20 protein-coding genes are annotated in these 26,204 nt (G+C 59.6%); 13 read left to right on the plus strand and 7 right to left on the minus strand.

Annotation, left to right across the window (positions count from 1 at the left end; genetic code table 11):
* The first annotated feature begins 4 nt into the window (after positions 1-4).
* The 4 genes from F8N21_RS30740 to F8N21_RS04165 all read left to right on the plus strand — a co-directional run bounded on the left by F8N21_RS30740 (position 5) and on the right by F8N21_RS04165 (position 5,257).
* Positions 5-1,486 (plus strand): S-type pyocin domain-containing protein, encoded by a 1,482-nt coding sequence (locus F8N21_RS30740; RefSeq protein WP_224788157.1) that lies wholly within the window; start codon positions 5-7, stop codon positions 1,484-1,486.
* On the plus strand, positions 1,483-1,761 hold the full coding sequence (locus F8N21_RS04155) for a bacteriocin immunity protein (RefSeq protein ID WP_150640919.1): 279 nt from the start codon (positions 1,483-1,485) through the stop codon (positions 1,759-1,761). Before F8N21_RS30740 ends, F8N21_RS04155 begins: the two co-directional genes overlap by 4 nt.
* Before the next feature lie 136 nt (positions 1,762-1,897).
* Positions 1,898-3,757, plus strand: coding sequence for a bacteriocin immunity protein (locus F8N21_RS04160; protein ID WP_150640920.1), 1,860 nt, complete (start codon positions 1,898-1,900; stop codon positions 3,755-3,757).
* Between the two features lie 384 nt (positions 3,758-4,141).
* On the plus strand, positions 4,142-5,257 hold the full coding sequence (locus F8N21_RS04165; RefSeq protein WP_150640921.1) for a Gfo/Idh/MocA family protein: 1,116 nt from the start codon (positions 4,142-4,144) through the stop codon (positions 5,255-5,257).
* Positions 5,258-5,328: 71 nt separating this feature from the next.
* Here F8N21_RS04165 and F8N21_RS04170 read toward each other — a convergent pair whose 3' ends face one another.
* Both F8N21_RS04170 and F8N21_RS04175 read right to left on the minus strand, forming a co-directional pair.
* Positions 5,329-6,612 (minus strand): Zn-dependent hydrolase, encoded by a 1,284-nt coding sequence (locus tag F8N21_RS04170; protein ID WP_150640922.1) that lies wholly within the window; start codon positions 6,610-6,612, stop codon positions 5,329-5,331.
* A gap of 274 nt (positions 6,613-6,886) precedes the next feature.
* Entirely contained in the window at positions 6,887-8,374 is a 1,488-nt protein-coding gene (locus F8N21_RS04175) for an NCS1 family nucleobase:cation symporter-1 (protein WP_150640923.1), read from the minus strand.
* 632 nt (positions 8,375-9,006) lie between these two features.
* Here F8N21_RS04175 and hydA point away from each other — a divergent pair.
* The 3 genes from hydA (at position 9,007) to preA (ending at position 13,281) form a co-directional block, all read left to right on the plus strand.
* Complete coding sequence (gene hydA, locus F8N21_RS04180) at positions 9,007-10,446, plus strand: dihydropyrimidinase (RefSeq protein WP_150640924.1); 1,440 nt, start codon at positions 9,007-9,009, stop codon at positions 10,444-10,446.
* Between the two features lie 192 nt (positions 10,447-10,638).
* Positions 10,639-12,006, plus strand: coding sequence for an NAD(P)-dependent oxidoreductase (locus F8N21_RS04185; RefSeq protein WP_150640925.1), 1,368 nt, complete (start codon positions 10,639-10,641; stop codon positions 12,004-12,006).
* Entirely contained in the window at positions 12,007-13,281 is a 1,275-nt protein-coding gene (preA, locus tag F8N21_RS04190) for an NAD-dependent dihydropyrimidine dehydrogenase subunit PreA (RefSeq protein ID WP_150640926.1), read from the plus strand.
* Between the two features lie 148 nt (positions 13,282-13,429).
* Here preA and F8N21_RS04195 read toward each other — a convergent pair whose 3' ends face one another.
* Positions 13,430-14,050, minus strand: coding sequence for a TetR/AcrR family transcriptional regulator (locus F8N21_RS04195; protein WP_150640927.1), 621 nt, complete (start codon positions 14,048-14,050; stop codon positions 13,430-13,432).
* A 175-nt stretch (positions 14,051-14,225) separates the two neighbouring features.
* Here F8N21_RS04195 and copC point away from each other — a divergent pair, with 175 nt between their 5' ends.
* Both copC and copD read left to right on the plus strand, forming a co-directional pair.
* The gene (gene copC / locus F8N21_RS04200; protein WP_150640928.1) at positions 14,226-14,591 is read left to right on the plus strand and encodes a copper homeostasis periplasmic binding protein CopC; all 366 of its coding nucleotides are present in this window, start codon (positions 14,226-14,228) and stop codon (positions 14,589-14,591) included.
* A 3-nt stretch (positions 14,592-14,594) separates the two neighbouring features.
* Positions 14,595-15,467 carry a copper homeostasis membrane protein CopD gene (gene copD, locus F8N21_RS04205; RefSeq protein WP_150640929.1) on the plus strand — a complete coding sequence of 291 codons (873 nt, stop codon included), beginning with the start codon at positions 14,595-14,597 and terminating at the stop codon, positions 15,465-15,467.
* A 166-nt stretch (positions 15,468-15,633) separates the two neighbouring features.
* On the opposite strand, the gene F8N21_RS04210 is transcribed toward copD, so the two are convergent.
* Complete coding sequence (locus F8N21_RS04210; RefSeq protein WP_150640930.1) at positions 15,634-16,434, minus strand: sulfite exporter TauE/SafE family protein; 801 nt, start codon at positions 16,432-16,434, stop codon at positions 15,634-15,636.
* Between the two features lie 166 nt (positions 16,435-16,600).
* On the opposite strand from F8N21_RS04210, the gene F8N21_RS04215 reads away from it, so the two are divergent.
* Complete coding sequence (locus F8N21_RS04215) at positions 16,601-17,464, plus strand: MBL fold metallo-hydrolase (protein ID WP_150640931.1); 864 nt, start codon at positions 16,601-16,603, stop codon at positions 17,462-17,464.
* Between the two features lie 32 nt (positions 17,465-17,496).
* Here the strand turns inward: F8N21_RS04215 and F8N21_RS04220 are convergent, their stop codons facing one another.
* The 3 genes from F8N21_RS04220 to bkdR form a co-directional block, all read right to left on the minus strand.
* A complete protein-coding gene (locus tag F8N21_RS04220; RefSeq protein ID WP_150640932.1) occupies positions 17,497-19,005 on the minus strand; it encodes a metallophosphoesterase in 1,509 nt (502 codons plus the stop codon).
* Positions 19,002-21,791 carry a TRAP transporter substrate-binding protein gene (locus F8N21_RS04225; RefSeq protein ID WP_150640933.1) on the minus strand — a complete coding sequence of 930 codons (2,790 nt, stop codon included), beginning with the start codon at positions 21,789-21,791 and terminating at the stop codon, positions 19,002-19,004. Before F8N21_RS04225 ends, F8N21_RS04220 begins: the two co-directional genes overlap by 4 nt.
* Positions 21,792-21,930: 139 nt before the next feature.
* Positions 21,931-22,419: a Bkd operon transcriptional regulator BkdR gene (bkdR, locus tag F8N21_RS04230; protein ID WP_018929722.1), complete on the minus strand. Its 489-nt coding sequence runs from the start codon at positions 22,417-22,419 to the stop codon at positions 21,931-21,933.
* 194 nt (positions 22,420-22,613) lie between these two features.
* Here bkdR and F8N21_RS04235 point away from each other — a divergent pair, with 194 nt between their 5' ends.
* Genes F8N21_RS04235 through F8N21_RS04245 form a run of 3 tightly spaced genes read left to right on the plus strand, consistent with a single transcriptional unit; the run spans position 22,614 to position 26,196 of the window.
* A complete protein-coding gene (locus F8N21_RS04235; RefSeq protein WP_150640934.1) occupies positions 22,614-23,849 on the plus strand; it encodes a 3-methyl-2-oxobutanoate dehydrogenase (2-methylpropanoyl-transferring) subunit alpha in 1,236 nt (411 codons plus the stop codon).
* A 1-nt stretch (position 23,850) separates the two neighbouring features.
* Entirely contained in the window at positions 23,851-24,909 is a 1,059-nt protein-coding gene (locus F8N21_RS04240; RefSeq protein WP_150640935.1) for an alpha-ketoacid dehydrogenase subunit beta, read from the plus strand.
* The gene (locus tag F8N21_RS04245; protein WP_150640936.1) at positions 24,910-26,196 is read left to right on the plus strand and encodes a dihydrolipoamide acetyltransferase family protein; all 1,287 of its coding nucleotides are present in this window, start codon (positions 24,910-24,912) and stop codon (positions 26,194-26,196) included.
* Positions 26,197-26,204: the final 8 nt, after the last annotated feature.

Genomic DNA, 26,204 nt, shown 5'->3' on the forward strand with positions numbered 1-26,204 from the left:
CCTCATGGGGCTGCCCGAGGGTCGGGACCTGCAAGCCATCGCCGATGCTGGCGGTTCGGTGGAGGTGACCTATCGCATCAAACCTGAAACCGTGCAAGGCGGCACTGCGATTATCGTAGCCAGTACCGGTGGCCAGTTATCGGCCAGCGTTCCGGTGGTAAACGCAGTTCTTGATCCATTGACGGGTACCTACACCGCCGAGATCCCGGGCGCTCCGGCAAGACATTTGCAGTTCACGCCAGACGCGATGGTCAGCCCTTCAGCGCAAGGATCCACGCCAAGCTATCCAGGATTGTCGATAAGTGCGCCGCAGGCACAGGACATTCCGGCAGGCGTAGATACTCGTATCAACGACTGCATCGTCTGCATCCCTGGGCTGGCGCCGACCTATCTATCGTTTGGTTTGCCGCCAGTGGGCTCGGGCATCGTGACAGGCAACGGGCAGCCCGCCACTGAAGAATGGTGGAAGGCTGCCTCCCAGGAAAGGGGCGCGCCCATCCCAGCGCTGATCGGCGACCAGTTTCGCGGCCGTGAAATCAAGTCGTTCGGGGCGTTGGAAGCGTTGATGTGGCGCACCGTCGCCGAGAATTCGACGCTCGCCTCAGCCTTCGATGAGGTAAACAAAAAACGCATCGAACAAGGTTTCGCACCCTTTGCACCGAAAAACACCTGGGTCGCTGACCGCCGCGAATACGAGATCCGTTATCAGGAAAGCGCCGCCCTGGGAGCGAACCCTTACAACCTCGACAAGACCAGCATCACCACACCCCAAAGCACTCACGGCACGCGCGGCGTGGTGCCGGTATTTGCGCCCTGGTCTGTCGAGTTCGCCAATCCGGAGGCGCAACGACCCACCGGTACCCGGACCTGGACGCCACTGTTGCCCCCGGGCATCGAGTCGCTCGGCTCGACGACATTACCGATAACGCCGTCACTGCCTGGCGTTTATCCAGGCGGCATTACCAGCCCCGTCCTACCGAAAAATGAAACGTTTCCGACTGTTGACGAAAAGGATATCGGTGCCAGTATTCCTGGATATCCGGCGGATCCGGATCTGCCGTCGCCTGATGTTCTGTTTCTGGACCGGCGAGATGATCCAGGAGTTGCGACCGGGTTTGGGCAACCGATCTCAGGAGTATGGCTTGGCGAGGCTGCACGAGGTGCGGGTGCGCCGATTCCATCGCAGATTGCGGATCATTTGCGAGGGCGGGAGTTCAGCAACTTTCATCGGTTTAGAGAGGCATTTTGGAGAGCCGTTGCGGCAGATACCAACTTGAAGCAGCAATTTAGTGAGTCCAATCTGGTCAAGATGCGAAATGGTGCAGCTCCTTATCCAGGCCGCTCGGATCAGGCGGGGGGTCGCAGGAAATTTGAAATCCACCATGAAATAGAGATTGCCAAGGGTGGAGCGGTTTACGATATGGAAAACCTTTTAGTGTTAACGCCAACACGCCATATTGAAATTCATAAAGGTAAAAAAGAATGATTAAATTAAAGGGCAAGCTGGAGGACTATACAGAGGCTGAATTTTTACTGTTTATAGCGGAGTTTTTCGAAAATAGGAGTGGGTTAGAAGGAGAGGCGCTAAGTAACTACACAGATAGGCTTCTTGATCACTTCGAATTGATTACCGATCATCCAGGAGGATCAGATGTGATTTTCTACCCCAAAGAAGGCCAAGAAGATAGTCCGGCAGGTGTGCTGAAGGAAGTCAAAGAGTGGCGTGCACGAAATAACAAGCCTGGATTCAAAACGTCATAACGATATTGAACCTTTCGTCTTCTTAGCATTGAAAATCTGGGGCGCTAAGTTCTTACCTACCGGCCCAGATGAAAGCCTTAAACCAAAGCTATCTAGTTGCAATGTGTTTTTAAGAATTAAAAGGATAATATTAAAGATGGAACTTAAAGAAAACCTCCAAGACTACACCGAACCAGAATTCCTGAATTTCGTGGACAAAATCTGGGCCGTAGACGTTCACAAACAAAATCATGATCGACTGGTCAATCACTTTGATCGAATTGTGGGACACCCCAAAGGTGCGGACCTGCTGTTCTACCCGGACGACCGATCATTCAATAATCATTCCGCATATGGCGTCGTGTACTCCGTAAAGAACTGGCATGCCAGGCGGGGCACGGCAGCGTTCAAGGGTGGGACAGTTCCCGGTCCGGTTCCGGCCAGGCCGGCGGTGTTAAGTGCAAGAGAGAGAGTGCTGAAGAGTTCAAACGAGAACCTCGAAAAAGTACAGAAGCTAGCCGCCGACATAAGCTTTGCAGAGCAGACCGTCGAAAGTGCGTTCGCTCATTTTGATCAGCTCCTGGGGGCATGGGGCAAGATCCCGACATCAGGCATCGACGAGCTGGAACGCAAGATCTCGTCATTGGAGGCCGCACAACAGGATGCGTCGATAGCGGTCAGGAAGTTCGAATTTCTGCAAATGACCATTCAGTTTGCCAGGGATGATGCGCAACGAAGCCTTGGAAATTCGTTTTTGGACGCACCGTTGCAGCAGACGGTTTTTCAGAACATGACTCGAAGTCATGATCAATACATCGCCCGGCTTCCCGTCATCGCCCAGCGTCATCGTGAACTTCAATCCCGGGTTGAAGCAGTGCTGGTTAGCGCCGAGGAACAGCTTGTGCGCATGCGTTCACAGGCCGGAACGGGCCCGACCAGGACCAGCTCTTCGGTTTTCGCGCCTGCAGCCGTCGCCAACGCGTGGCCCTATGTCCTGTTGAACGGTGCATCACCACTGGAAGGAAGTCAGTTTGTGGATCTGCAAAAATCCATACGTTCGGCAGTCGCTGAATTCACCTGGTTGATCACCACTGGAACCGAAGAACACAAAGGGCAATATGCGGCTGTCCTGCGATTCGACTTCATCAGCCGGGTGGCTGATCAGCGGTTTGGCCTAAGTGTGCCGCTTTCGGAGCTTTTGCAGATCGAGGGACAGGATTGGCAAGCCGTCGCGGCAGCGAAAGCCGAAGTCGATATGGCGTTCAGGATGAGCACCGGCACCGTCGCTGCCAAACCCGGCACGAAATTCAGGCACTTGAAAGAAATTCAGGAGCTCGCGCAGGTGTACATCACCCCCACCAATGGCAGCGCTCTTACTTCAAAGGTACGAGTAAGAGTCGCTACCTGGGATGAGCCTCTGAATCGCTACAGTTTTACCGCCGATGGTGTGGCACCGACCACCGTGTCCTGGACACCGCCCATCGACCTCGAAAACACTCCACCGGTTGAGCGCAACCTGCCGAACAGGATGGGATTCATTGAATCGCCACCCTTGCCACTACTGGAAACCTTCGTTGCGATTGAAGAAGTTCAGTTTGACGATTACATCGTGGTCTTCCCCTCCAATTCCGGGCTGGATCCCGTTTATGTCATGTTCAAGGACCGTCGAGACTACCCCGGTGTCGTGAGTGGCAATGGCCAGCCGGTCGCAGACGACTGGCTGGCCAAGGCTTCAACCGATGATGGTGCTCCTATTCCGTCGCGCATAGCCGAGCAGTTACGCGGGCGCATATTCAAGAGATTCGAGGCTTTCATAACAGCGTTCTGGAAAACAGTTTCGGCGACTCCAGAGCTGAATGCCCAATTCAACGTCACCAACCAAGGATTGATGGCGAGCGGCCTTCCTCCTTTGAATGAGCAGCAAGAGGGGGAGCGCATACTCCTTATTAGTCACAAGCTGGATTTCACAGAAGGCGGCGAGGTGTACGACATGGATAACCTGATTATTTGGTGTTAGTACGAAAGGTTGCATGGGAGGCACCGCGTAGGAGCTGCCGCAGGCTGCGATCTGTTGATCTTGCTTTGCAGCACTCCCGGCACAGCCGGAAGATCGCAGCATTCGCCGGCTGCAACGGGGAATGCGCCGAGCCTGAAATCCCTTCGAAAGCCAAGATCAAAAGATCGCAGCCTGCGGCAGCTCCTACAAGGGGATTGGGTACACCCGAAAAGCGACAGGTTGGCTGTCGGGCCGCCATCGCAAGCAATAGAGCGTTGGTCGGCTGCTCCACAGGGGATGGTCATTGATCCAATAAAATGAATATTTATTCCACCTATTGAATATTGAGAATATTTATTCCATTAATAGTCCTCCCGAAAATAATAATCCACGAGGACCCCCACCATGCGCGAACTCGGAATCGGCTTGATCGGCACAGGCTTCATGGGCCGCGCCCATGCCCTGGCCTTCCGCAACGTCAGTGCGGTATTCGAACTGCCCATGCACCTGCGCCTGGCCGCCCTGGCCGACGCCGACAGCCAGCGCGCCGATTACTGCGCCAACGCCTGGGGCTTCGAAAAAGCCCATGGCGACTGGCAACGACTGATCGACGACCCAAAGGTCAATGTCGTCGCCATCACCACGCCCAACCACCTGCACTATCCCATGGCCATGGCCGCCTTGGCCGCGGGCAAAGCGGTGTACTGCGAAAAGCCACTGGCCGTCAGCCTCGACCAGGCCGACCAGATGCGCCGCGCCGCCAAGGCGGCGGGTGTGGTGACGCGGGTCGGCTACAACTATCAGCACAACCCGATCATTGGCCTGGCCCGTGAATTGATTCAGGGCGGCGAACTCGGCGAGATCATCAGTTTTCAGGGCGAGTTCAGCGAAGATTTCATGTCTGACCCGCAGTCACCCTGGTCGTGGCGTTGCGAAGCGCAGCATGCCGGTGGCGCTCTGGCGGATCTGGGCAGTCATTTGCTGGCGATGGCCCGCTATCTGGTCGGTGATGTGGAAGCGGTGTGTGCCGACACCCAGACAGTGCATCGCCAGCGACCCGCCAGCACTGGTAGCCTGGATCAGCGCAGCATCGCCGTGGATGATCAGGCCCATGCCCTGCTACGTTTTGCCAACGGTGCGCGCGGTACCTTCAGCAGCAGTTGGCTCAAACACGGCTACAAGAATCACCTGAGCTTCGAGATCAGCGGTACTCGCGGCACCCTGGCGTTCGATCAGGAGCGCTTGAATGAATTGCGCCTGTGCCGCGCCGGTCAGGACGGTTTTCAGCGTTTGCTGGCCGGCCCTTCCCTGCCCGGCTACGCGGCCTTCAGTCCGGCAGCGGGTCATCAGTTGGGCTACAACGAGTTGAAGACCCTGGAGGTGCACGAGCTGATCATGGCGCTGGCCGGGCAAGGTTCGGCCGGGACCGACTTTGAACAAGCCTGGGAGGTGGAACGGCTGGCGACCGCCATTCGCCTGGCCGCGCTGGAGCAGCGTTGGGTCAAAGTGAACGAGGTGTAACCGAGGGTGGTGGGATTCGAAGCAACTTGTACTTCGAATCCCACTTGCCAATCCCAGCAGATTTCAGTCATTCAAGCCGCCAACTGGCCGTCGGCAATCGCCGCCGACGCCGCGAGCATCGCCCGCAACAGCACCGCACAACCGGCCGCCAGATCGTCCGGTGTGGCGTTTTCGATTTCGTTGTGGCTGATGCCGCCTTCGCACGGTACGAAGATCATCCCGGCCGGGCCCAGTTCCGCAAGGAAAATCGCGTCATGCCCGGCACCACTGACAATGTCCATGTGCGACAGGCCCAAGCCTTGGGCGGCATTGCGCACGGCATCGACGCAGCCCTTGTCGAAATACAGCGGCGGGAAATCGGCGGTCGGTGTCAATTCGAAACTCAGACCGTGTTTCTGGCAGGTGATGTCGATCACCTGCCTGACCTCGGCAATCATCGAGTCCAGCCGCGCCGGTTCGAGATGGCGGAAGTCCAGGGTCATGCGGACTTCGCCGGGGATCACGTTACGCGAACCCGGGTAGGCTTGCAGGCAACCGACGGTGCCGCAGGCATGGGGCTGATGGCTCAAGGCGACGCGATTGACGGCCGAAACCACAATCGCCGCGCCGACCAGCGCGTCCTTGCGCAAGTGCATCGGCGTCGGACCGGCGTGGGCTTCGACGCCCTTGAGTTTGAGGTCGAACCACTTTTGCCCCAGCGCGCCCATCACCACACCGATGGTTTTGCGCTCGTCCTCAAGGATCGGCCCTTGCTCGATATGGGCCTCGAAGTAGGCACCGACCGCGTGGCCGCTGACCTGGCGACTGCCAGCATAGCCAATGGCGTTCAGCGCTTCGCCGACGGTTATGCCTTCGGCATCGGTCTTGGCCAGGGTTTCCTCCAGGGTGAATTTCTCGGCAAATACCCCAGAGCCCATCATGCAGGGAGCAAATCGCGAGCCTTCTTCGTTGGTCCAGACCACCACTTCCAGTGGCGCTTCGGTTTCGATACCGAGGTCATTGAGGGTGCGCAACACTTCGACTCCGGCCAACACGCCGAAGCAGCCGTCGAATTTGCCACCGGTGGGCTGGGTGTCGATATGGCTGCCGGTCATGACCGGTGGCAGGTCCGGATTGCGCCCGGGGCGGCGGGCGAAGATGTTGCCGACGGCGTCGATGCTCACGGTGCAGCCGGCCTCCTCGCACCATTGCACGAAGATGTCGCGGGCCTGGCGGTCGAGGTCGGTCAGGGCCAGGCGACAGACCCCGCCCTTGACCGTGGCGCCGAGTTTGGCCAGTTCCATCAGCGACTGCCACAGGCGGTCGCGGTTGATGTGCTGATGGCTGGACTGCAGAACGTCAAGGGCAGCGTTCATGATGATCTCCTCAGGCAATTATTCTGGTTTTCTCAGGCGAATCCGGAGTCTCGGGGCTCACTGAAATCCACATAGCTAAAGGCTGGAATTCCCGTAGCAGCTGTCGAGTAGAACGAGGCAGCGTCCGAGGACGGAGTCCTCGTAAAATCTGTGCTCGCGGTTTATCTGAAGCACCGAAGTGCAGGGTTTTACGGCTGCTTCGCAGCCGAACGCTGCCTCGCTCTGCTCGACAGCTGCTACAGGGAGCGAGGCTTGCCCGCGAAGCTTCTAGCCATCACACCGGTGTCTTGGCCACCGCCGTGTCACGACGACCCATCATGCACAGCCCGTAATACAACAACCCGCCCAACACCGAGCCGGTGAACCAGCCGTAGCTGTAGAACCAGCTGAAGGCGTCGCTGCCCAACGACATCACGGTCAGCGCCACTGGGACGCCGAAGGCGATAAAACCGTTCCAGTTCCACGCCGGGTACACGTCGTCGCGGTACAGGCCAGCCAGGTCGAGCTGTTGTTTCTTGATCAGGAAATAGTCCACCACCATGATCCCGGCGATCGGCCCGAGCAAGCTGGAATAACCTAGCAGCCAGTTGGAATAGACGGTTTCCAGGCTGATATCGGAGACCAGCAGGCCGAGTTTTTTCAGCAGTTCGTGGGCCATCAATGCCAGGCCCACCAGCCCGGTCAGCATCACGGCCTTGGTCCGGTTGATCAATTTGGGGGCGATGTTCTGGAAGTCATTGGTCGGCGAAACAATGTTCGCCGCGGTGTTGGTAGACAACGTCGCAACGATGATCACAAACATCGCCAGCGCCACCCAGAGCGGGCTTTGAATATGCCCGATCAGAGTCACCGGATCGGAGACCGTCACCCCCACCAGCCTGGCCGAGGCCGCGGTCATCACCACACCCAGCGAAGCGAACAGGAACATGGTCAGCGGCAAACCGATGATCTGCCCGACGATCTGGTCCTTCTGGCTTTTCGCGTAGCGGCTGAAGTCCGGGATGTTCAGCGACAGCGTCGCCCAGAACCCGACCATGGCGGTCAGCCCGGCCATGAAGTAACTCGTCACTCCAGCGCCTTCCGGGCGTTTCGGCGGTTGCGCCATCAGTTCGCTCAACGAGACGTTCGGCAAGGCCCAGAACAACAAGCCCGCACCCACCAGTACCAGCAGCGGTGCGGACAGGGTTTCCAGCCATTTGATCGATTCTGCTCCGCGCAGCACCACCCATAGATTGAGTACCCAGAACAGCATGAAGCCGATCACCTCACCGGTGCCGCCCAAGGCCTTCCAGCCCTCGAACACCGAGCCCAGAAACAGGTGTATGGCCAGGCCGCCGAACATCGTCTGGATACCGAACCAGCCACAGGCCACCAGGGCCCGGATCAGACACGGCACATTGGAGCCGATTACCCCGAACGACGAGCGCAGCAGCACCGGAAACGGGATGCCGTACTTGGTGCCGGCGAAGGCATTCAGAGTCAGGGGGATCAGCACGATGATGTTGGCGAACAGAATCGCCAGCAGCGCCTCACCGACCGACAGCCCGAAATACGCCGTGAGCACCCCGCCGAGGGTATAGGTCGGCACGCAGATGGCCATGCCGACCCAAAGCGCCGTGATGTGCCATTTGTTCCAGGTTCGTTCGTGCACTTTGGTCGGCGCAATGTCGTGGTTATAACGGGGACTGTCGAGTACGTCGCTGCCGGCCTCAAGCTCGTACAAGCCGTCGCGCTCGGTCACTTGCGATCTGATCTGGTGCATGGCCGCTCCACTGTTCTTTTGATTATTGTGCTCATCGGGCTGGTTGACGGGTTGACCCGAAAACCGGGCGATGGCCGGAGTACTGACGACTTTCACGGACCGGCCAACGTCGCAGCGGCGGCACTCAATAAACGTGCCGGATACATTGCTTGCGCGCCTGCCAGTTTCATGAAATCCATGTAAACAACTGATGTTTATCAGTTTTATTCGGTAACTAACTGAATCCAGGGTTACTTGCTTCATGGCTCAATCGCAATGTCAGGCAAGTTGACCGATCAGTCGGGACTCAATCTGGTGCATCAATATTTTTCAAATGTTTCCACATGCCCATAGGCATAGCTCAAGCAGCTGATTTCACATAAGAAATCTTGACCATATTTGGAACCTGTCAAGTGCGTCAAAATGGTGAGAGGCCTCACCATTTTGCTGCATTTGTAATTAAATCTATATTTTTCAATATGTTATTACGAATATAAGCTTATAAAAAATAATCTTGATCAATCCAATAACTCCAGCTAGCGTCTATTCCTGACAGCGCTGACAGCGCTGACAGGAATATAACTTCCCGCAGCTTGCCGCAACTACAACACCAAGAACTGGCATCAGCCGGTCAAGCCCGTGAGGAACTCGCAATGTCACTGTTGATCCGTGGTGCCACCGTTGTTACCCATGATGAAAGTTACCGCGCCGACGTGCTCTGCGCTGACGGTTTGATCCAGGCAATCGGCAATAACCTGGATGTTCCGGCGGACTGCGAAGTGCTCGATGGCAGCGGTCAATACCTGATGCCCGGCGGCATCGACCCCCATACCCACATGCAACTGCCCTTCATGGGCACCGTTGCCAGCGAAGACTTTTTCAGCGGCACCGCGGCCGGACTGGCCGGTGGTACCACCTCGATCATCGACTTCGTGATTCCCAACCCGCAGCAATCGTTAATGGAGGCTTTTCACCAGTGGCGCGGCTGGGCCGAGAAGTCCGCCGCCGACTACGGTTTTCACGTCGCCATTACCTGGTGGAGCGAGCAGGTTCGCGAGGAAATGGCCGAACTGGTCAGCAATCATGGAGTGAACAGCTTCAAGCATTTCATGGCCTACAAGAACGCTATCATGGCCGCCGACGATACCCTGGTGGCGAGTTTCGAACGCTGCCTGGAGTTGGGTGCGATACCGACGGTGCACGCGGAAAACGGCGAGTTGGTCTATCACCTGCAACGCAAGCTGATGGCCCAGGGCATGACCGGCCCCGAAGCCCATCCCTTGTCGCGGCCCTCCCAGGTCGAAGGCGAAGCCGCCAGCCGGGCGATCCGTATCGCCGAAACCCTGGGTACGCCGCTGTATCTGGTCCACGTCTCGACCCGCGAGGCGCTGGATGAAATCACCTATGCGCGCCGCAAGGGCCAACCGGTCTACGGCGAAGTCCTGGCCGGGCATCTGTTGCTGGACGACAGCGTCTACCAGCACCCGGACTGGCAGACCGCCGCCGGTTACGTGATGAGCCCGCCCTTCCGCCCTCGCGGCCATCAAGAAGCGCTATGGCAGGGCCTGCAATCGGGCAACCTGCACACCACCGCCACCGACCATTGCTGCTTCTGCGCCGAGCAGAAAGCCGCCGGCCGCGACGACTTCAGCAAGATCCCCAACGGCACCGCCGGTATCGAAGACCGCATGGCCGTGCTCTGGGATGAAGGAGTGAACAGCGGGCGGCTGTCGATGCAGGACTTCGTAGGCCTGACCTCCACCAACGCGGCGAAGATCTTCAACCTCTACCCACGCAAAGGCTCGATTCGCGTCGGCGCCGATGCCGACCTGGTGCTCTGGGACCCGGAAGGCACCCGGACCATTTCGGCCAAGACTCACCATCAGCAGGTCGACTTCAACATCTTCGAAGGCAAGACCGTGCGCGGCGTACCCAGCCACACCATCAGCCAGGGTCGACTGGTCTGGGCTGACGGCGACCTGCGGGCCGAACGCGGTGCCGGGCGCTACATCGAGCGCCCGGCCTACCCCGCGGTGTTCGATCTGTTGAGCAAACGGGCTGAGTTGCACAAGCCGGTTGCTGTGAAACGTTAGGGCCACCCAACCGTAGGAGCTGCCGCAGGCTGCGATCTTTTGATCTTGATCTTGGCGATTGAGGCCGGAACCGTGGCGTCTGCTTAAAGATCGCAGCCTGCGGCAGCTCCTACGGGGACCGAGTTCAGTTTCAGCGATGTGTGCAAACCAATGCCCGTTAGAGGCACCCACAAAAAAAGTGAGGCCAACACCGTGATCAAGACCTTGAACCACCTCCCGCATCCCCACGAGGACGCGGTCGCCCTTGCCGGCCATTTCACTGATCTGGCGCCGCCGCTCAACGCCCGCCAGGCCCATCTGGAAGCCTCGCGCTGCCTGTATTGCTACGACGCGCCCTGCGTGAATGCCTGCCCGAGCGAGATCGACATCCCGTCATTCATCCGCAACATCCACCAGGAAAACGTCCAGGGCGCCGCGCAGAAAATCCTCTCGGCGAACATCCTCGGCGGCAGTTGCGCCCGGGTCTGTCCGACCGAAATCCTCTGCCAGCAAGCCTGCGTGCGTAACAACGCCCAGGAATGCGCACCGGTGCTGATCGGCCTGTTGCAACGCTACGCGGTGGACAACGCGCAATTCAGCGAGCATCCGTTCCAGCGTGCAGCGCCGACCGGCAAACGCATCGCGGTGGTCGGCGCCGGGCCGGCCGGGTTGTCCTGCGCTCACCGCTCGGCCATGCACGGTCATGATGTGGTAATTTTCGAGGCCCGGGAAAAGGCCGGTGGCCTTAACGAATACGGAATCGCCAAGTACAAACTGGTGGACGACTTCGCTCAGCGTGAGCTGGAGTTCCTGTTGGGCATAGGCGGGATCGAGATCCGCCACGGGCAGAAACTCGGTGACAACCTCAGCCTGACTGAACTGCATCAGCAGTTCGATTCAGTGTTCCTCGGCCTCGGTCTGGCTGCCAGCAAAAAACTCGGCCTGGCCCACGAAGACGCTCCGGGCATGCTCGCCGCCACCGACTACATCCGCGAGCTGCGCCAGGCCGATGACCTGACTCAACTACCCGTGGCCGATCGCTGCATCGTCCTCGGCGCCGGCAACACCGCGATCGACATGGCGGTGCAAATGGCCCGCCTCGGTGCGCGCGACGTGAATCTGGTGTACCGCCGCGGCCTGGAGGACATGGGCGCCACCGAACACGAGCAGCACATCGCCAAGGCCAATCAGGTCCGCCTGCTGACTTGGGCCCAGCCCGAAGAAGTACTGCTCGATGAGCAGGGCCAGGTCCGCGGCATGCGCTTTGCCCGCACGCGAATGGTGGACGGCCGTTTGCAGTCCACCGGCGAGACCTTCGAACTGGCCGCCGACGGGATCTTCAAAGCCATCGGCCAGGCCTTCGACGGCGCAGCGCTGAGCGACCCGTTGGCCCGTGAATTGAAGCGCCAGGGCGAGCGCATTCAGGTGGACGAGCAGCTGCGTACCAGTATCCCCGGCGTGTATGCCGGCGGCGACTGCACCAGTCTCGATCAGGATCTCACCGTCCAGGCCGTGCAGCACGGCAAGCTGGCCGCCGAAGCCATCAATGCCCAACTCATGCTCAATGTGGAGGCTGCGTAAATGGCCGATCTCTCGATAATCTTCGCCGGTATCAAAGCCCCCAATCCATTCTGGCTGGCCTCCGCGCCGCCCACCGACAAAGCCTATAACGTGGTCCGTGCCTTTGAAGCCGGTTGGGGGGGCGTGGTCTGGAAAACCCTCGGCGAAGATCCGGCGGCGGTCAACGTCTCGTCGCGTTACTCCGCGCACTTCGGCGCCAACCGTGAAGTCATGGGTTTCAACAATATCGAGCTGATCACCGACCGCTCGCTGGAAATCAATCTGCGGGAAATCACTCAGGTCAAAAAGGACTGGCCGGACCGCGCGCTGATCGTGTCCTTGATGGTGCCCTGCGTCGAAGAATCCTGGAAAGCCATTCTGCCGCTGGTGGAAGCCACCGGTGCCGACGGCATCGAGCTGAACTTCGGCTGCCCCCACGGCATGCCCGAGCGTGGCATGGGCGCGGCGGTCGGTCAGGTGCCGGAATACGTCGAGCAAGTGACCCGCTGGTGCAAGACTTACTGCTCGCTGCCAGTGATCGTCAAACTCACGCCGAACATCACCGACATCCGCCTGGCTGCCCGCGCGGCCCATCGTGGTGGCGCCGATGCGGTGTCACTGATCAACACCATCAATTCCATCACCAGCATCGACCTGGAGCGCATGGTTGCCCGTCCGATGGTCGGCAGCCAAAGCACCCACGGTGGCTACTGCGGCTCGGCGGTCAAACCGATTGCGTTGAACATGGTCGCGGAAATCGCCCGCGACCCACAAACCCGGGGCCTGCCGATTTGCGGCATCGGCGGGATAGGCAGTTGGCGCGATGCGGCGGAGTTCATCGCCCTGGGCAGCGGCGCGGTACAGGTGTGCACGGCGGCGATGCTGCATGGCTTTCGCATCGTCGAGGAAATGAAGGACGGTCTGTCACGCTGGATGGACAGTCAGGGCTACGCCAACCTGGACCAATTCTCGGGGCTGGCAGTGGGCAATACCACGGACTGGAAGTACCTGGACATCAACTACCAGGTCATCGCCAAGATCGACCAGGACGCCTGCATCGGTTGCGGCCGCTGCCACATCGCCTGCGAAGACACCGCGCACCAGGCCATCGCCAGCCTCAAGCAACCTGACGGCACTCATAAATATCAAGTGATCGACGACGAGTGCGTGGGCTGCAACCTGTGCCAGATCACCTGCCCGGTCCAGGACTGCATCGAGATGGTCGCCATCGACAGCGGCAAGCCGTTCCTGGACTGGAATCATGATCCGAGGAATCCGTATCACGTGGTGGTTTAATCAGAAACTCAGCTGAAATCAGGGTGTACCTGACAAGATCGCAGCCTGCGGCAGCTCCTACGGATCGGCGTAGATTCGCAACATCGCAGATGTACGCGCTCGGCGTAGGAGCTGCCGCAGGCTGCGATCTTTTCAGGCAACCACCACCTCAAGACTCCAACCCGATCCCCCGAAGAATCACACTGGTCACAGTCTGCACCGCCCGCTCGAACTGCATGTCCGACAGCGGCTGGTGATCGTTGAGGATCATCACCTGGTGATCGAAGTCGGCGTAGTGCTGGGTCGAGGCCCAGATCATGTACAGCAGGCTCGAGGGCTCCACTGCGAGGATGCGTTTGTCTTCCACCCACTGACGAATCTTCGCTTCCTTCATCTTCGCCCAATCGTACAGGCTGGCATCCAGCGCCTCGCCCAGGGTCGGTGCACCGTGGATGATTTCATTGGCCCAGACTTTCGAGCCATAAGGCCGGCTGCGGGAATGGTTCATCTTGGCGCGGATATAGCTGCTGAGCACCACCCGTGGATCATCGAACAGCTCGAAGCACAGTGCGTCCTGCTTCCAGACTTCCAGCAAGTCGAACAACACCGCGCTGTACAACTCGCTCTTGGTGCTGAAGTAGTAATGCAGGTTGGAGCGCGGCAATTGGACTTCCCTGGCAATATCCGCCATCGCCGTGCTGCCATAGCCCTTCTCGGCGAAGATTTTTTCCGCCGCCAGCAGAATTTTCTCGACGTTACTGCGACGAATCTCGATCTTGTGATTGCCCATGAGGACTCCCTGGCTACAGCGTTGATCAAGATTACCATCCGCTCTAGATCGGACGACAGGCGAAAACGAAACTTCGTACGCTAGACTTCCCCGCGAAAAGCCCAAGAGGCATTTCACTCCTCTCGCGCTTCATGCTCTATTAACGTTCCCGTTGCACTCATTGAAGGTGCCTACAATGATTATCAAAAAAATCCTGACCCGCGCGGCCTTGCTGGGCTCGCTGCTCGCCGCGTCTTCGGTGTTCGCCCACGCCCATCTGGAAAGCGCGACACCGGCCGCCGAGGGCACCGCTGTTGCGCCCAAGGAATTGCGCCTGATGTTTTCCGAAGGGGTTGAAGCGACCTTCAGCAAAGTCAGTCTGAGCAAGGATGGCGCTGAAGTGCCGATCAAAGGCATCGCCACCGAAGCCGCTGACAAAAAGACCCTGATCGTGACCCCGGCAGAACCACTGACTGCTGGTGAGTACAAGGTCGAGTGGCACGCGGTATCGGTCGACACTCACAAAAGCGAAGGTAAATACAGCTTCAAGGTCGGCCAATAACCCATGTCGGACATGCTGGTGCTGTGCCGTTTCCTGCATTTCGCTGTGGTGTTGATGCTGTTTGGCGCCTGGGTCTTCCGGCCCTTGCTGTTGGACCGGGCGCCGCTTACCGATGCGCTCTCAACTCTGGATCGACGCCTCGCCAGCGTGACAAAACTACTCGCATTGTTGGCCCTGATCAGCGGGCTCTGTTGGTTGCTGCTGATCACCGCCAGCATGGCCGGGTCATGGCCGGCGGCGTTTGATCTGCCGACCGTGCAATTAGTCTTGAGCAAAACTTTTTTCGGACAGGTCTGGAGCTGGCACCTGCTGTTCAATCTGTTGCTGGTCGTGTGCCTGATGACTCGACTGCAAAGCGCATTTGCGTTACGCCTTATCCTGACGAGTCTGCTATTGGCCACGCTGGCGCCAGTCGGCCACGGCGCCATGCTCGACGGTCTCGACGGCCAGCTATTGATCCTCAATCAGCTGATTCACCTGGCCTGCGTCGGCGCCTGGCTCGGCGGGTTGATGTTGCTGGTGTTGATCCTGCTACAACCGGCCGGCCAGCCGATCGGCGCGATACTGCGCCGCTTCAGCGGTATCGGTTATGGACTGGTGGCCGGTTTGCTGGTCAGCGGATTGATCAATGTCCGGGTCCTCACCGGAGTCTTTTGGCCGACGCCATTGCTCTCCGGTTTTGCGCTGATCCTGCTGATCAAGGTCGCCCTCGTCGGCGCCATGTTGCTGCTGGCGCTGTTCAATTGGCTGCGGGTGAACGACTGTGAACAGCGCCTGTCGACCCTGCGCACCAGTGTGATCATCGAGTGGCTGCTGGGCGTTGCCGCGGTGGCGGCGGTTTCGTTGCTGGGGACATTGCCGCCGATGGGGGGTTGAGTCAGGCGCGAAGATCAAAAGATCGCAGCCTGCGGCAGCTCCTACAGGGGATTTTCGGACACCTGTGATGCCAAGGTGAATACGATCCTGGCGGTCTTGCTTGCGTCAAGGCAGCTAGCGCAGTGGTTTCGCCGCAACGATGGTTTTTTTGCAAGAGCGCCCCAACTTATGCCTTGAACAGCATATAACCCGCCACAACGATGCAAATGCTCGCGAACCCCACCTGCAACCCCCTGGCCGGCACTCGGGATGACAGCCGTCGGCCCAGCAGCATGCCGACGATGCTCGCGACGATGAACATCCCGCCCGTGGCGTCAATGGAGACTCCGGCGTAGAACGCACCGATCACCCCTATCGCCGAAATCAGGCTGATCACCATCAATGAGGTGGCGACGATGCCGCGCATCTGTACATCGGTCAGTTGCTTGAAGGCCGGCACGATCAGAAAACCGCCTCCCACTCCAAGCAGCCCCGACACAACCCCGGTGACCGCGCCTAATGCGGCAAGCGTCGCCGAGCATTTCGCGGTCCAGGAGAAGCGCCCGGTCTGCTGATCGAGCATGCAGTTTTTCTGCCCCCAGGAAGCACTGCCATGGTCACTCGGCCCGGCATCCCGCGACTCGCGGCGCAACATCCGCCACGCCACGATGACCATCAGCAGGCTGAACAGCACCATCAGGGTCTTTTCCGGCAAACGATGGGCGAAGTAGATTCCCACCGGCGAGAACAAGGCCCCGAGCAAGGCGATCAGCAACGCCGCGCGGTACCGCACCAGGCCGTGTCGCAGGCCATCGATGGCACCCACCGCAGCGGCGCTGCCCACCGCGAACAACGCCACCGGTGCCGCCTGGGTCATGCTCCAGCCCAACCCCAGCACCAGTGCCGGCACCGCGAGAATGCCGCCGCCGGCACCGGTCAAGCCGAGGACCAGGCCCATTACCACGCCAAAAAATGTTGCCAGCAGCATAAAACGCTCTTGTTCTACTTGAATAAATCCGGAACAGACCCGGCCCTGGAATGGCGCCCACGATACAACTCCACAAAGGTTTGCATCATTTAAAATCACATCCAGACTAGTCAGTGTGCGGATAAAGTACTTAATCTGCGGCCACATCCCAAAAGGATCTGCCCCCATGCCAGCGTTGATTCAAGCCTTCCTGGACGAAGTATCATCGACCTACACCTACGTGATCTTCGAGCACGATGATGGGCACTGTGCGATTGTCGACCCGGTGCTCGACTTTGATCCTGTCGCAGGGCGCACCGCGACTGTCCACGCGGATCGGGTGATCGCCTTCGTCCGCGAACACCGCTTGCAGGTGCAGTGGCTGCTGGAAACCCACGCCCACGCCGACCACCTGTCCGCCGCCCCCTACCTGCGCCAGGAGCTGGGGGGCAAGATCGCCATCGGCGAATCGATCAGCAAGGTTCAGGAGGTGTTCAAGACCCTGTTCAACCTCGAGTCGGAATTTTCCGTCACCGGCACGCAGTTCGACCATCTGTTCGCACCGGACGAGGAATTCGCCATCGGCAACCTCAAGGCCAAGGCGCTGCACGTACCGGGACACACCCCGGCGGACATGGCGTACTTGATCGAAGACCAACTGATTCTGGTAGGCGATACGTTGTTCCTGCCCGATGTCGGCACCGCCCGCTGCGACTTCCCCGGTGGCAATGCGCAGCAGTTGTTCACTTCGATACGCAAGCTGCTCGCCTTCCCCGCCGAGACTCGCCTCTACGTCTGCCACGACTACCCGCCCGCTGGCCGTGAGCCGCAATGCCTGAGCAGTGTCGGCGAGCAGCGCAAAAGCAATATCCATGTGCATGACGGCGTCGAGCAGGCTGCGTTCGTCGCCATGCGCAACCAGCGCGACGCCGGGCGGGCTCTGCCGACGCTGTTGCTGCCGGCGATCCAGGTCAACGTGCGTGCAGGCAATCTGCCGCCGGCCGAGGACAATGGGGTGGTTTATCTGAAGATCCCGATCAATCAGCTCTGAATCCCCGGTCATGAGGTCAATGTCCGCGGGGGTCAGCGACAGTCGGCAATGCCCGGCGCTCTGAAGCGCCCGCCTCCGGACTCCGACATTTCCCAAAGCCATAGCTCAGCCACCGGGCGTAAGGTACCCGGTCTGACGAACACCGCCGAATAACAGGCTGTGAGATCTTCCGGCCGTAGCTCGCGTAACGCCTGTGCAGGGGTGATGCCCTTGGCAGCCGCCAACTGTAAAAATGCCTCCTCGTCGACCAGCCGTTGAAAAGCCCCGGTATTCACCACCGTCACGCTATGGGTGTTGCTCAACGGGACCTTCCACCTGGACTCCCAGCGATGGGTATGCCCATAGACAAACAAGTCGAATGGCCCCAGGGCCTCTTCGCGAGCCCTCAGGTGACGCTTGAAAATCGCCGTCCTGGGCACCAGCACGTCCACCACCAGCGCGGAGAGCACCGGGTTGCATGGGTTGATTTTGGTATACACAACGGCGTTGCGGCATAACATTTCCAGGTCTTCGGTCGACAGGGTCTTGAGCATCTCATCGAGTTCGCGGCGCAGTTCCTCGCCTTCCGGGTTGGTGTCCTGGAGTTGCTCCTTGAATGAGTCACCCTCCGGTAACGAATAGCTGAAAAGCCGATGCCCGACCTTCTCCGCCGCCGCGCGATTGAACGGCGGGTCATGGGCGCCATTAGTCGACAACGCACGGTATTTCTGGCCCGGAGTGGTTTCAAAAATGTTGAAGGCAATGAACCTGGCCAGGTCCTTGACGGTTCCACCCACACCCCGCTCGCTCATTCGATAGCGTGCTCCGGCGGTTTCCGGGTTGAGGTTATCGATCACCGGATAGCTCATCTCCTGCTCATTGAACAACTGCTGCACGAAGCGTTCTCCCCAGGAACGAATCATCAGCTGAGTGCCGTTGGAGTCGGTGGTGGTGACCTTCGGCCAATCGGCAAAGGCGTTCACATCACTGCCGATCTGCTGCCCGTGTTCGGCCACGATCCGCTTGTCTTCGGAGACCCACAGGCCACTTTCGACGAAAAACACCCGCCCGTTCTGCGCCCCGAGACGCTCGATCAACGGCGCCCGGACGGCGGGAATGAGCAAGGCCGCATCATGGTTGCCAGGCACCACATAGAGACGATTGCTGCCGCGGGTGGAAAAATCTTTCAAGGCCTGGAGATCGGCATCATGAGCCTTGATGATGCGCCGGCTCAGATCGACCAGCTCGGCGACCGAACAGCCTGCACCGGCTCCGCTGCCCTGGCAGTGAATGTCATTGGGCAACTGCCACAGTTCGAGGAAATCGCCGACGATGATCAGGTCGACCTGGTCATGTCCCTCTCTGGAAATCGCGGCCAGGAAACCTCTCAACGCCTGGCTCCACCTGAAATCCTCATAGGGATGCCAGTGCCCATCGGCAGTACGCCCCAGGCCGAAATGCAGATCGCTGACGAATACGCCAAGGCGCTCTTGCGCAGACCCTTCACCCACGACAAGCACACTGAAACACGCCAATAAAGCAGCATAGAGGCGACGCTTCATTGCGCACCTCCGGTGTGCGGGTTCGACGCGGTCGGGACAGCACACATGCGTAAGTCAGGATCACCGATGATCTGAAACTCCAGGGCCATATCCCCATAGCCGGAATCCTCGCCATAAGCATCGATGGTTTTCTGCAAGGCCTGATTGAAGATATCGATGACCCGTGCCGATGAACCGCTGGCCCGCAGCTGCCGAGCCACCTCGACAAAACTCACCGAAAGTCGGGTACCGAAATCGGAGTCCACCGGGAAAGGCGATGCCACCACCGCGCCCACGCCGCGACGCACCAGCATATCGACGAACGTCTGGCTGGCGGCCGAGATGCCCAGGGTCGAACAGGCTGCCAGAATCGCCACGCTACCCGGCGTGAAGCGCCTGCGCATGTCCGAGTCCAGGACCCGATCTGGAAGCCCCGAAGTGGAGAACGTGACATCCCCCTTGCCGTGATGGGCGAGCAGGACCAAAGCGCTGCTGGCTACGGAAGGTGGCTCGGCCTGGGTCATGAACTTGAGCAAGTCGGTGTTGTTCTGGTACCAGTTGACGCCACGTCCCTGCATCCGCCAGTCATCCTTCATCAACAGCTCTGCAGACTCGGCGCCCACGCCATCCAGGGCCTTGGGAATGGCAAAGTCCCAACCGCTGAAACAGGCGCCGGGCTGGAGCGTCGGAGCATCCTGTAATGGCTGGACCACGGTAATACGGTGAGTAAATAACTTGTCAGGCGCATCGGCTCCCAACAAGGCCAGCGGCAGATTCTGCATTTGCCCGAATGAGTCGAAATACCGCACCAGCATCACGGGGGCTTCAACACCTTGGGTCAGGCGCTGCATCGCCGCCCTTGCCCCATCGGCATTGCGCTGATCCGCCGGAGTACGACCATTAAACAGAACATTGTTGATCTGTCTGACGACCTCGGTATAAGGCTGAGGCGTCTTTAACTTCTGGCGAGTATTGGCGATAGAGGCCGGCAGCATGGAGTCCTGTCCCAGAAAATGCGGCAGATTGCCGGCAAGCTCCCACGCATAGACGGGTAACGTCTTGCCCTGACGCTGAGCCGCGTCAAACTCCGAGCGATCGACGAACACCGCCACCGTCGTTGCGTCCCCCTCGCCCTTCGGGATCGAGTCGAATAGATGCAAGGCCGCGTCTGTGGGCGAAGTTTGCCGCGCACTTTTCCCCACCTCCAGCAGTCTCTCCAACCCGGACACCAGTTCGCCGCCTCTGAGGCTGGTGTCGCATGCTTGCGAATCCTGCTGACCGACTTCGCCCACCGGCACGCTGACCACGATGTAGTCCAGAGGACGCAGCCCCGCAGCGTCCCAAATCGACAGCACAACCTGCGCGCACCCCGCCTGACGGGCAATAAGCGGCCACACCATGGGCTCATCGACACTCAACTCCTTGGCCAGGTCACTCAAGGTGATCAGGTGATTGCGCGCTTGTTCCCGCAGAGCCTGGTCATTGACCCTGGCCGGCAGGCGATCGCGCTGGACATTGAACCTGCGCGCGCGAAAATCCGTGCCCGGTGCCGGCTCGAGTATGCCGCCCATCAGCACCGGCCGAACCAGCAAGTGGATCTGGTCGCTGTCCGGCTGCGCAGTGATCTCTTCCTGCAGCAGGCTGCTGATCCCGCTACTCAATGCCCCGGGATAAATCCCCCGGCCAAGATCCAGCACAAAGTCATAGGGCTTGCCTGCAACCAACGATGTCTTGACCTGCTTTGGCGAGGATTGAAACCAGGCATTCCAGTTGATGGACCAGGGACTGCTCAGCACGCTGTAACTCAGGGTGGAGATCGGATTGATGCGCGCCTCGTACACCAGCGATCGACCAATCCTCTCGATCGCCGACGCCTGGCGCTCTGCCAATACCGTCTGCCATTGAGCTCGTACCCCCTCATCGACGCCCATCCAGGTTATTTTCGAAGACGCCTGCACCGCGTCCATGGCCTCGCGCTCACGCACGGCAATGGTCGAGGTGACATAGTCCTCGGCGTAGTTGATGACCTGGGTGATGCGTTGGCGGGTCGGCTCAGGCAATGCGGAAAAACGCGCCACCTGGTAGATGGCAATCAACCCGCTGAAGCGATGATCGCTTTGCGTGACGAATGCGGCATTGATTTTCGTCACCTGGTCCCAGGGCACCTCTGCCGCGTCAACCGCCCCGGAGGCCATGGCCGAAGCCATCAGGCTATCGGACATTTCGATGGACTCGGCACCGACGCCCGACAGATCCAGCAACCGCCAATCCTCGCTGGAAACCGCCACCCTGGTGCCCTTGAAATCCCGGGGGGAACGCCTGGGCAGTTGGCTGGCGATAACCCGCGTTCCGCCGTACCAGACGCCGCCCAACGCCCGTAATCCCTGGGCCTTGAGTTGATCGGCGAGTTGCGGTTGCAACTGTGATTTCATGAAAAATGAATAGGGTTTGATTTCCGGGAAGGTAAATGGCAGGCCGTAGATCCCGAATGTAGGGGCAAACTCACTCAAGGCCCAAACAGGGACGATGGCCAGATCCGTCTCCCCTTGCATGACACTTTTGATCAGGCTATTGGCAGACGCCACCTCACGACTTCTAACGCTTGCAACGCCCTCCAGAGCCTTCTGGATAGCAGCCGCTGCCTGGTCAAATGTCGAATTATGGGGAATGGCGATGTCAATCAGGACCGGTCGATCCTCGGCAACCACCACCAGCGAGGCGACGCATAACAACAGCGCCAGGAGCAACCTGTGCCAACCTGACCAGGAAGCTGCGCCCTTGCACTCGCAACGCTCCCTTTGGCCCATCACATCACCTCACGCTCGGCAACACTTGTCGGCATGCGCAGCCGAGGACGACTGACTCTCTTATGCACCTTTATGAATAAAGCACCACGCCGGTGTTACTGCAAAACCCCGTGATGAATGGAGCTACCCATCAAGGGAGCTACCCCGCCAGCGTCAAGCCATTGGCCGGCAACGGTAGCGCGGTCTTGTAGCGGACCTGCTTGAGGGCAAAGCTCGAACGGATATTCGCCACACCTGGAACCTTGGTCAGGAAATCCATCATGAACCGCTCCAAAGACTGGATAGTCGGCACCAGCACGCGGATCAGATAGTCCGGGTCGCCGGCCATCAGGTAACACTCCATCACTTCCGGGCGGTCGGAAATCGCTTCTTCGAAATGTTGCAGGGCTTCCTCGACCTGCTTCTCGAGGCTGACGTGGATGAACACGTTGACGTGCAGCCCCAGCAAGTCCGCATCGAGCAGTGTGACTTGCTCGCGGATCAGCCCCAGTTCTTCCATGGCCTTGACCCGGTTAAAGCAGGGTGTGGGCGACAGGTTGACCGAGCGTGCGAGGTCGGCGTTGGTGATGCGGGCGTTCTCCTGGAGGCTGTTGAGAATGCCGATATCGGTACGATCCAGTTTGCGCATGAGACAAAACCACCTGCTTTTTGTGTTTATGCAGATTTTTTATCCTCAAATAGCTTAAAGCGCAACGAAACAGAGAGAAATATTCTTCTGAGCGAGGCCTATGATTGTTGTAGGACAGGATTTCTTTTACCCAAAGAAAGATCGTCAGCTAGCGCGCCCACTACAAGAAATTCACAAGATCGAGCGTAGAAGCCATGAGCCAACCGTATGAACCGCTGCGCCTGCACGTTCCCGAACCTTCGGGCCGTCCCGGCTGTAAAACCGACTTCTCCTACCTGCGTCTGACCGACGCAGGCTTGGTGCGCAAACCCCCAATCGACGTTGAACCCGCCGACACCGCCGACCTGGCCAAGGGCCTGATTCGCGTGCTCGACGACCAGGGCAATGCCCTCGGTCCGTGGGCCGAAGGCGTACCCGTCGAGATCCTCCGTAAAGGCATGCGCGCCATGCTCAAGACGCGGATCTTCGACAACCGCATGGTGGTCGCCCAGCGCCAGAAGAAAATGTCGTTCTATATGCAAAGCCTTGGCGAAGAAGCCATCGGCAGCGCCCAGGCCCTGGCCTTGAACATCGACGACATGTGCTTCCCTACCTACCGTCAGCAAAGCATCCTGATGGCGCGGGAAGTGCCACTGGTGGACCTGATCTGCCAGTTGCTGTCCAACGAGCGCGATCCGCTCAAGGGCCGCCAGCTGCCGATCATGTACTCGGTACGCGATCACGGCTTCTTTACCATTTCCGGCAACCTCGCCACCCAATTCATCCAGGGTGTGGGTTGGGGCATGGCTTCGGCGATCAAGGGCGACACCAAAATCGCCTCGGCCTGGATCGGCGACGGCGCCACTGCCGAATCGGACTTCCACACCGCCCTGACCTTCGCCCACGTTTACCGTGCGCCGGTGATCCTCAATGTGGTCAACAACCAGTGGGCAATCTCCACGTTCCAGGCGATCGCCGGTGGTGAAGCCACTACCTTCGCCGGTCGTGGCGTCGGTTGCGGGATTGCTTCCCTGCGGGTCGATGGCAACGATTTCATTGCGGTCTATGCCGCCTCTGCCTGGGCCGCCGAACGCGCGCGCCGCAACCTCGGTCCGACCATGCTCGAATGGGTCACCTACCGCGCCGGCCCGCACTCGACTTCCGATGATCCTTCCAAATACCGTCCTGCCGACGACTGGAGCCACTTCCCGCTGGGCGATCCGATTGCGCGCCTCAAGCAGCATTTGGTGAAAATCGGTCACTGGTCCGAAGAGGAACACGCCGCCGTCAGCGCCGAGCTGGAAGCCGAAGTCATCTCTGCGCAGAAAGAAGCCGAGCAGTACGGCACCCTCGCCGGTGGCCAGACGCCAAGCGCCGCGACGATGTTCGAAGACGTCTATAAAGAGATGCCGGAGCACTTGAAGCGCCAGCGTCAGGAGTTGGGGATCTGACATGAACGATCACAACAGCAATATTCAGCTGGATACCGCCATGACCACCACCACCATGACCATGATCCAGGCCCTGCGCTCGGCCATGGATGTGATGCTTGAGCGTGACGACAACGTCGTGGTCTTCGGCCAGGACGTGGGCTACTTCGGCGGCGTGTTCCGTTGCACCGAAGGCCTGCAGAACAAGTACGGTACCTCCCGGGTGTTCGACGCGCCGATCTCCGAAAGCGGCATCGTCGGCGTCGCCGTGGGCATGGGCGCCTACGGTCTGCGGCCGGTGGCCGAGATTCAGTTCGCCGATTACGTCTACCCGGCGTCGGACCAGATCATTTCCGAAGCCGCACGCCTGCGCTATCGCTCGGCCGGCGAGTTCACTGCGCCGATGACCCTGCGCATGCCTTGCGGCGGCGGCATCTATGGCGGCCAGACTCACAGCCAAAGCATCGAGGCGATGTTTACCCAGGTCTGCGGCCTGCGCACCGTCATGCCATCCAACCCCTATGACGCCAAAGGCCTGTTGATCGCCTCCATCGAAAACGATGACCCGGTGATCTTCCTCGAGCCCAAACGCCTGTACAACGGCCCGTTCGACGGCCACCACGACCGCCCGGTAACCCCGTGGTCGAAACACCCGGCCGCGCAAGTGCCGGACGGTTACTACACAGTGCCACTGGACGTCGCCGCGATTGCCCGTCCGGGCAAGGATGTCACCATCCTCACCTACGGCACCACGGTCTATGTGTCGCAAGTCGCGGCTGAAGAAACCGGTGTCGATGCTGAAGTGATTGACCTGCGCAGCCTGTGGCCGCTGGACCTGGACACCATCGTCAAGTCGGTGAAGAAAACCGGACGTTGCGTGATCGTTCACGAAGCGACCCGCACTTGCGGTTTCGGCGCCGAACTGGTCGCCCTGGTGCAAGAACACTGCTTCCACTACCTGGAAGCGCCGATCGAGCGCGTCACCGGTTGGGACACTCCCTACCCGCACGCGCAAGAGTGGGCGTATTTCCCTGGTCCGTCCCGTGTGGGCGCGGCTTTGAAACGGGTTATGGAGGTCTGAATGGGCACGCACGTTATCAAGATGCCAGACATTGGCGAAGGCATCGCAGAAGTTGAATTGTCGGTATGGCACGTCAAGGTCGGCGACATGGTCGTCGAAGATCAGGTGCTGGCCGATGTGATGACCGACAAGGCGATGGTCGACATCCCTTCGCCGGTGAATGGCAAGGTCATTGCGCTCGGCGGTGTGCCCGGCGAAGTCATGGCGGTTGGCAGCATCCTGATCAGCATTGAAGTCGAAGGCGCGGGCAACGTTAAAGAGTCGGCTCAGCCTGCGGTCGCTGCCGTTAAAGAAGCTCCGGTTACAGCGCCGAAAGTTGAAGCCGTTGTTGAAAGCAAACCAGCTGTGGCCCCTCGCCCCGCTGCCGCGTGCCAAGGCCCGATGGTTGCTCGCGAGGCCGATGAGCGCCCGCTGGCCTCCCCGGCCGTGCGCAAACATGCGCTGGATCTCGGCATCCAATTGCGTCTGGTGCGTGGCACCGGCCCTGCCGGGCGGGTTCTGCACGAAGACCTCGACGCCTATCTGGCTCAGGGTCAGGCCCAGGGTCAGCAGCCGCAATCGACCGCTGCTGCCGCTTACGCCCAGCGTAGCGACGAAGAGCAGATCCCGGTCATCGGTATGCGCCGCAAGATCGCCCAGCGCATGCAGGAAGCCACCCAGCGCGCCGCCCACTTCAGTTATGTCGAAGAAATCGACGTCACCGCCGTGGAAGAACTGCGCGCGCACTTGAATGAAAAACACGGTGCAACCCGCGGCAAGCTGACCTTGCTGCCGTTCCTGGTCCGCGCCCTGGTCGTGGCCCTGCGGGACTTCCCGCAGATCAACGCCCGCTACGACGACGAAGCCCAGGTCATCACCCGCCTCGGCGCGGTGCACGTCGGCGTCGCCACGCAAAGCAACATTGGCTTGATGGTGCCGGTGGTACGTCACGCCGAAGCCCGCAGCCTGTGGGACAGCGCCGCGGAAATTTCCCGTTTGGCCACTGCTGCCCGTAATGGCAAGGCCAGCCGCGATGAGCTGTCCGGCTCGAGCATCACCTTGACCAGCCTCGGCGCCCTTGGCGGCATCGTCAGCACCCCGGTGCTGAACTTGCCGGAAGTGGCGATCGTCGGCGTCAACAAAATCGTCGAACGACCAATGGTGATCAAAGGCCAGATCGTGATCCGCAAGATGATGAACCTCTCCAGCTCCTTCGATCACCGGGTGGTCGATGGCATGGACGCGGCGCAATTCATCCAGGCCATTCGCGGCCTGCTCGAACAACCCGCCACCCTGTTTGTGGACTGATTATTAGT

Source organism: Pseudomonas fluorescens, assembly GCF_902497895.1.
GTDB classification, from domain to species: Bacteria; Pseudomonadota; Gammaproteobacteria; order Pseudomonadales; family Pseudomonadaceae; genus Aquipseudomonas; species Aquipseudomonas fluorescens_BP.

What these genes read in the sequence shown, in the direction of transcription:
- F8N21_RS30740 (WP_224788157.1), top strand. Translation starts at nt 5, where the DNA reads ATGGGGCTGCCCGAGGGTCGGGACCTGCAAGCCATCGCCGATGCTGGC.
- F8N21_RS04195 (WP_150640927.1), bottom strand. Translation starts at nt 14,050, where the DNA reads ATGGGCAATCACAAGATCGAGATTCGTCGCAGTAACGTCGAGAAAATT.
- hydA (WP_150640924.1), top strand. Translation starts at nt 9,007, where the DNA reads ATGTCACTGTTGATCCGTGGTGCCACCGTTGTTACCCATGATGAAAGT.
- F8N21_RS04155 (WP_150640919.1), top strand. Translation starts at nt 1,483, where the DNA reads ATGATTAAATTAAAGGGCAAGCTGGAGGACTATACAGAGGCTGAATTT.
- F8N21_RS04245 (WP_150640936.1), top strand. Translation starts at nt 24,910, where the DNA reads ATGGGCACGCACGTTATCAAGATGCCAGACATTGGCGAAGGCATCGCA.
- F8N21_RS04235 (WP_150640934.1), top strand. Translation starts at nt 22,614, where the DNA reads ATGAGCCAACCGTATGAACCGCTGCGCCTGCACGTTCCCGAACCTTCG.
- bkdR (WP_018929722.1), bottom strand. Translation starts at nt 22,419, where the DNA reads ATGCGCAAACTGGATCGTACCGATATCGGCATTCTCAACAGCCTCCAG.
- copD (WP_150640929.1), top strand. Translation starts at nt 14,595, where the DNA reads ATGTCGGACATGCTGGTGCTGTGCCGTTTCCTGCATTTCGCTGTGGTG.
- F8N21_RS04210 (WP_150640930.1), bottom strand. Translation starts at nt 16,434, where the DNA reads ATGCTGCTGGCAACATTTTTTGGCGTGGTAATGGGCCTGGTCCTCGGC.
- F8N21_RS04175 (WP_150640923.1), bottom strand. Translation starts at nt 8,374, where the DNA reads ATGCACCAGATCAGATCGCAAGTGACCGAGCGCGACGGCTTGTACGAG.
- F8N21_RS04225 (WP_150640933.1), bottom strand. Translation starts at nt 21,791, where the DNA reads ATGGGCCAAAGGGAGCGTTGCGAGTGCAAGGGCGCAGCTTCCTGGTCA.
- F8N21_RS04220 (WP_150640932.1), bottom strand. Translation starts at nt 19,005, where the DNA reads ATGAAGCGTCGCCTCTATGCTGCTTTATTGGCGTGTTTCAGTGTGCTT.
- F8N21_RS04170 (WP_150640922.1), bottom strand. Translation starts at nt 6,612, where the DNA reads ATGAACGCTGCCCTTGACGTTCTGCAGTCCAGCCATCAGCACATCAAC.
- copC (WP_150640928.1), top strand. Translation starts at nt 14,226, where the DNA reads ATGATTATCAAAAAAATCCTGACCCGCGCGGCCTTGCTGGGCTCGCTG.
- F8N21_RS04215 (WP_150640931.1), top strand. Translation starts at nt 16,601, where the DNA reads ATGCCAGCGTTGATTCAAGCCTTCCTGGACGAAGTATCATCGACCTAC.
- preA (WP_150640926.1), top strand. Translation starts at nt 12,007, where the DNA reads ATGGCCGATCTCTCGATAATCTTCGCCGGTATCAAAGCCCCCAATCCA.
- F8N21_RS04165 (WP_150640921.1), top strand. Translation starts at nt 4,142, where the DNA reads ATGCGCGAACTCGGAATCGGCTTGATCGGCACAGGCTTCATGGGCCGC.
- F8N21_RS04240 (WP_150640935.1), top strand. Translation starts at nt 23,851, where the DNA reads ATGAACGATCACAACAGCAATATTCAGCTGGATACCGCCATGACCACC.
- F8N21_RS04160 (WP_150640920.1), top strand. Translation starts at nt 1,898, where the DNA reads ATGGAACTTAAAGAAAACCTCCAAGACTACACCGAACCAGAATTCCTG.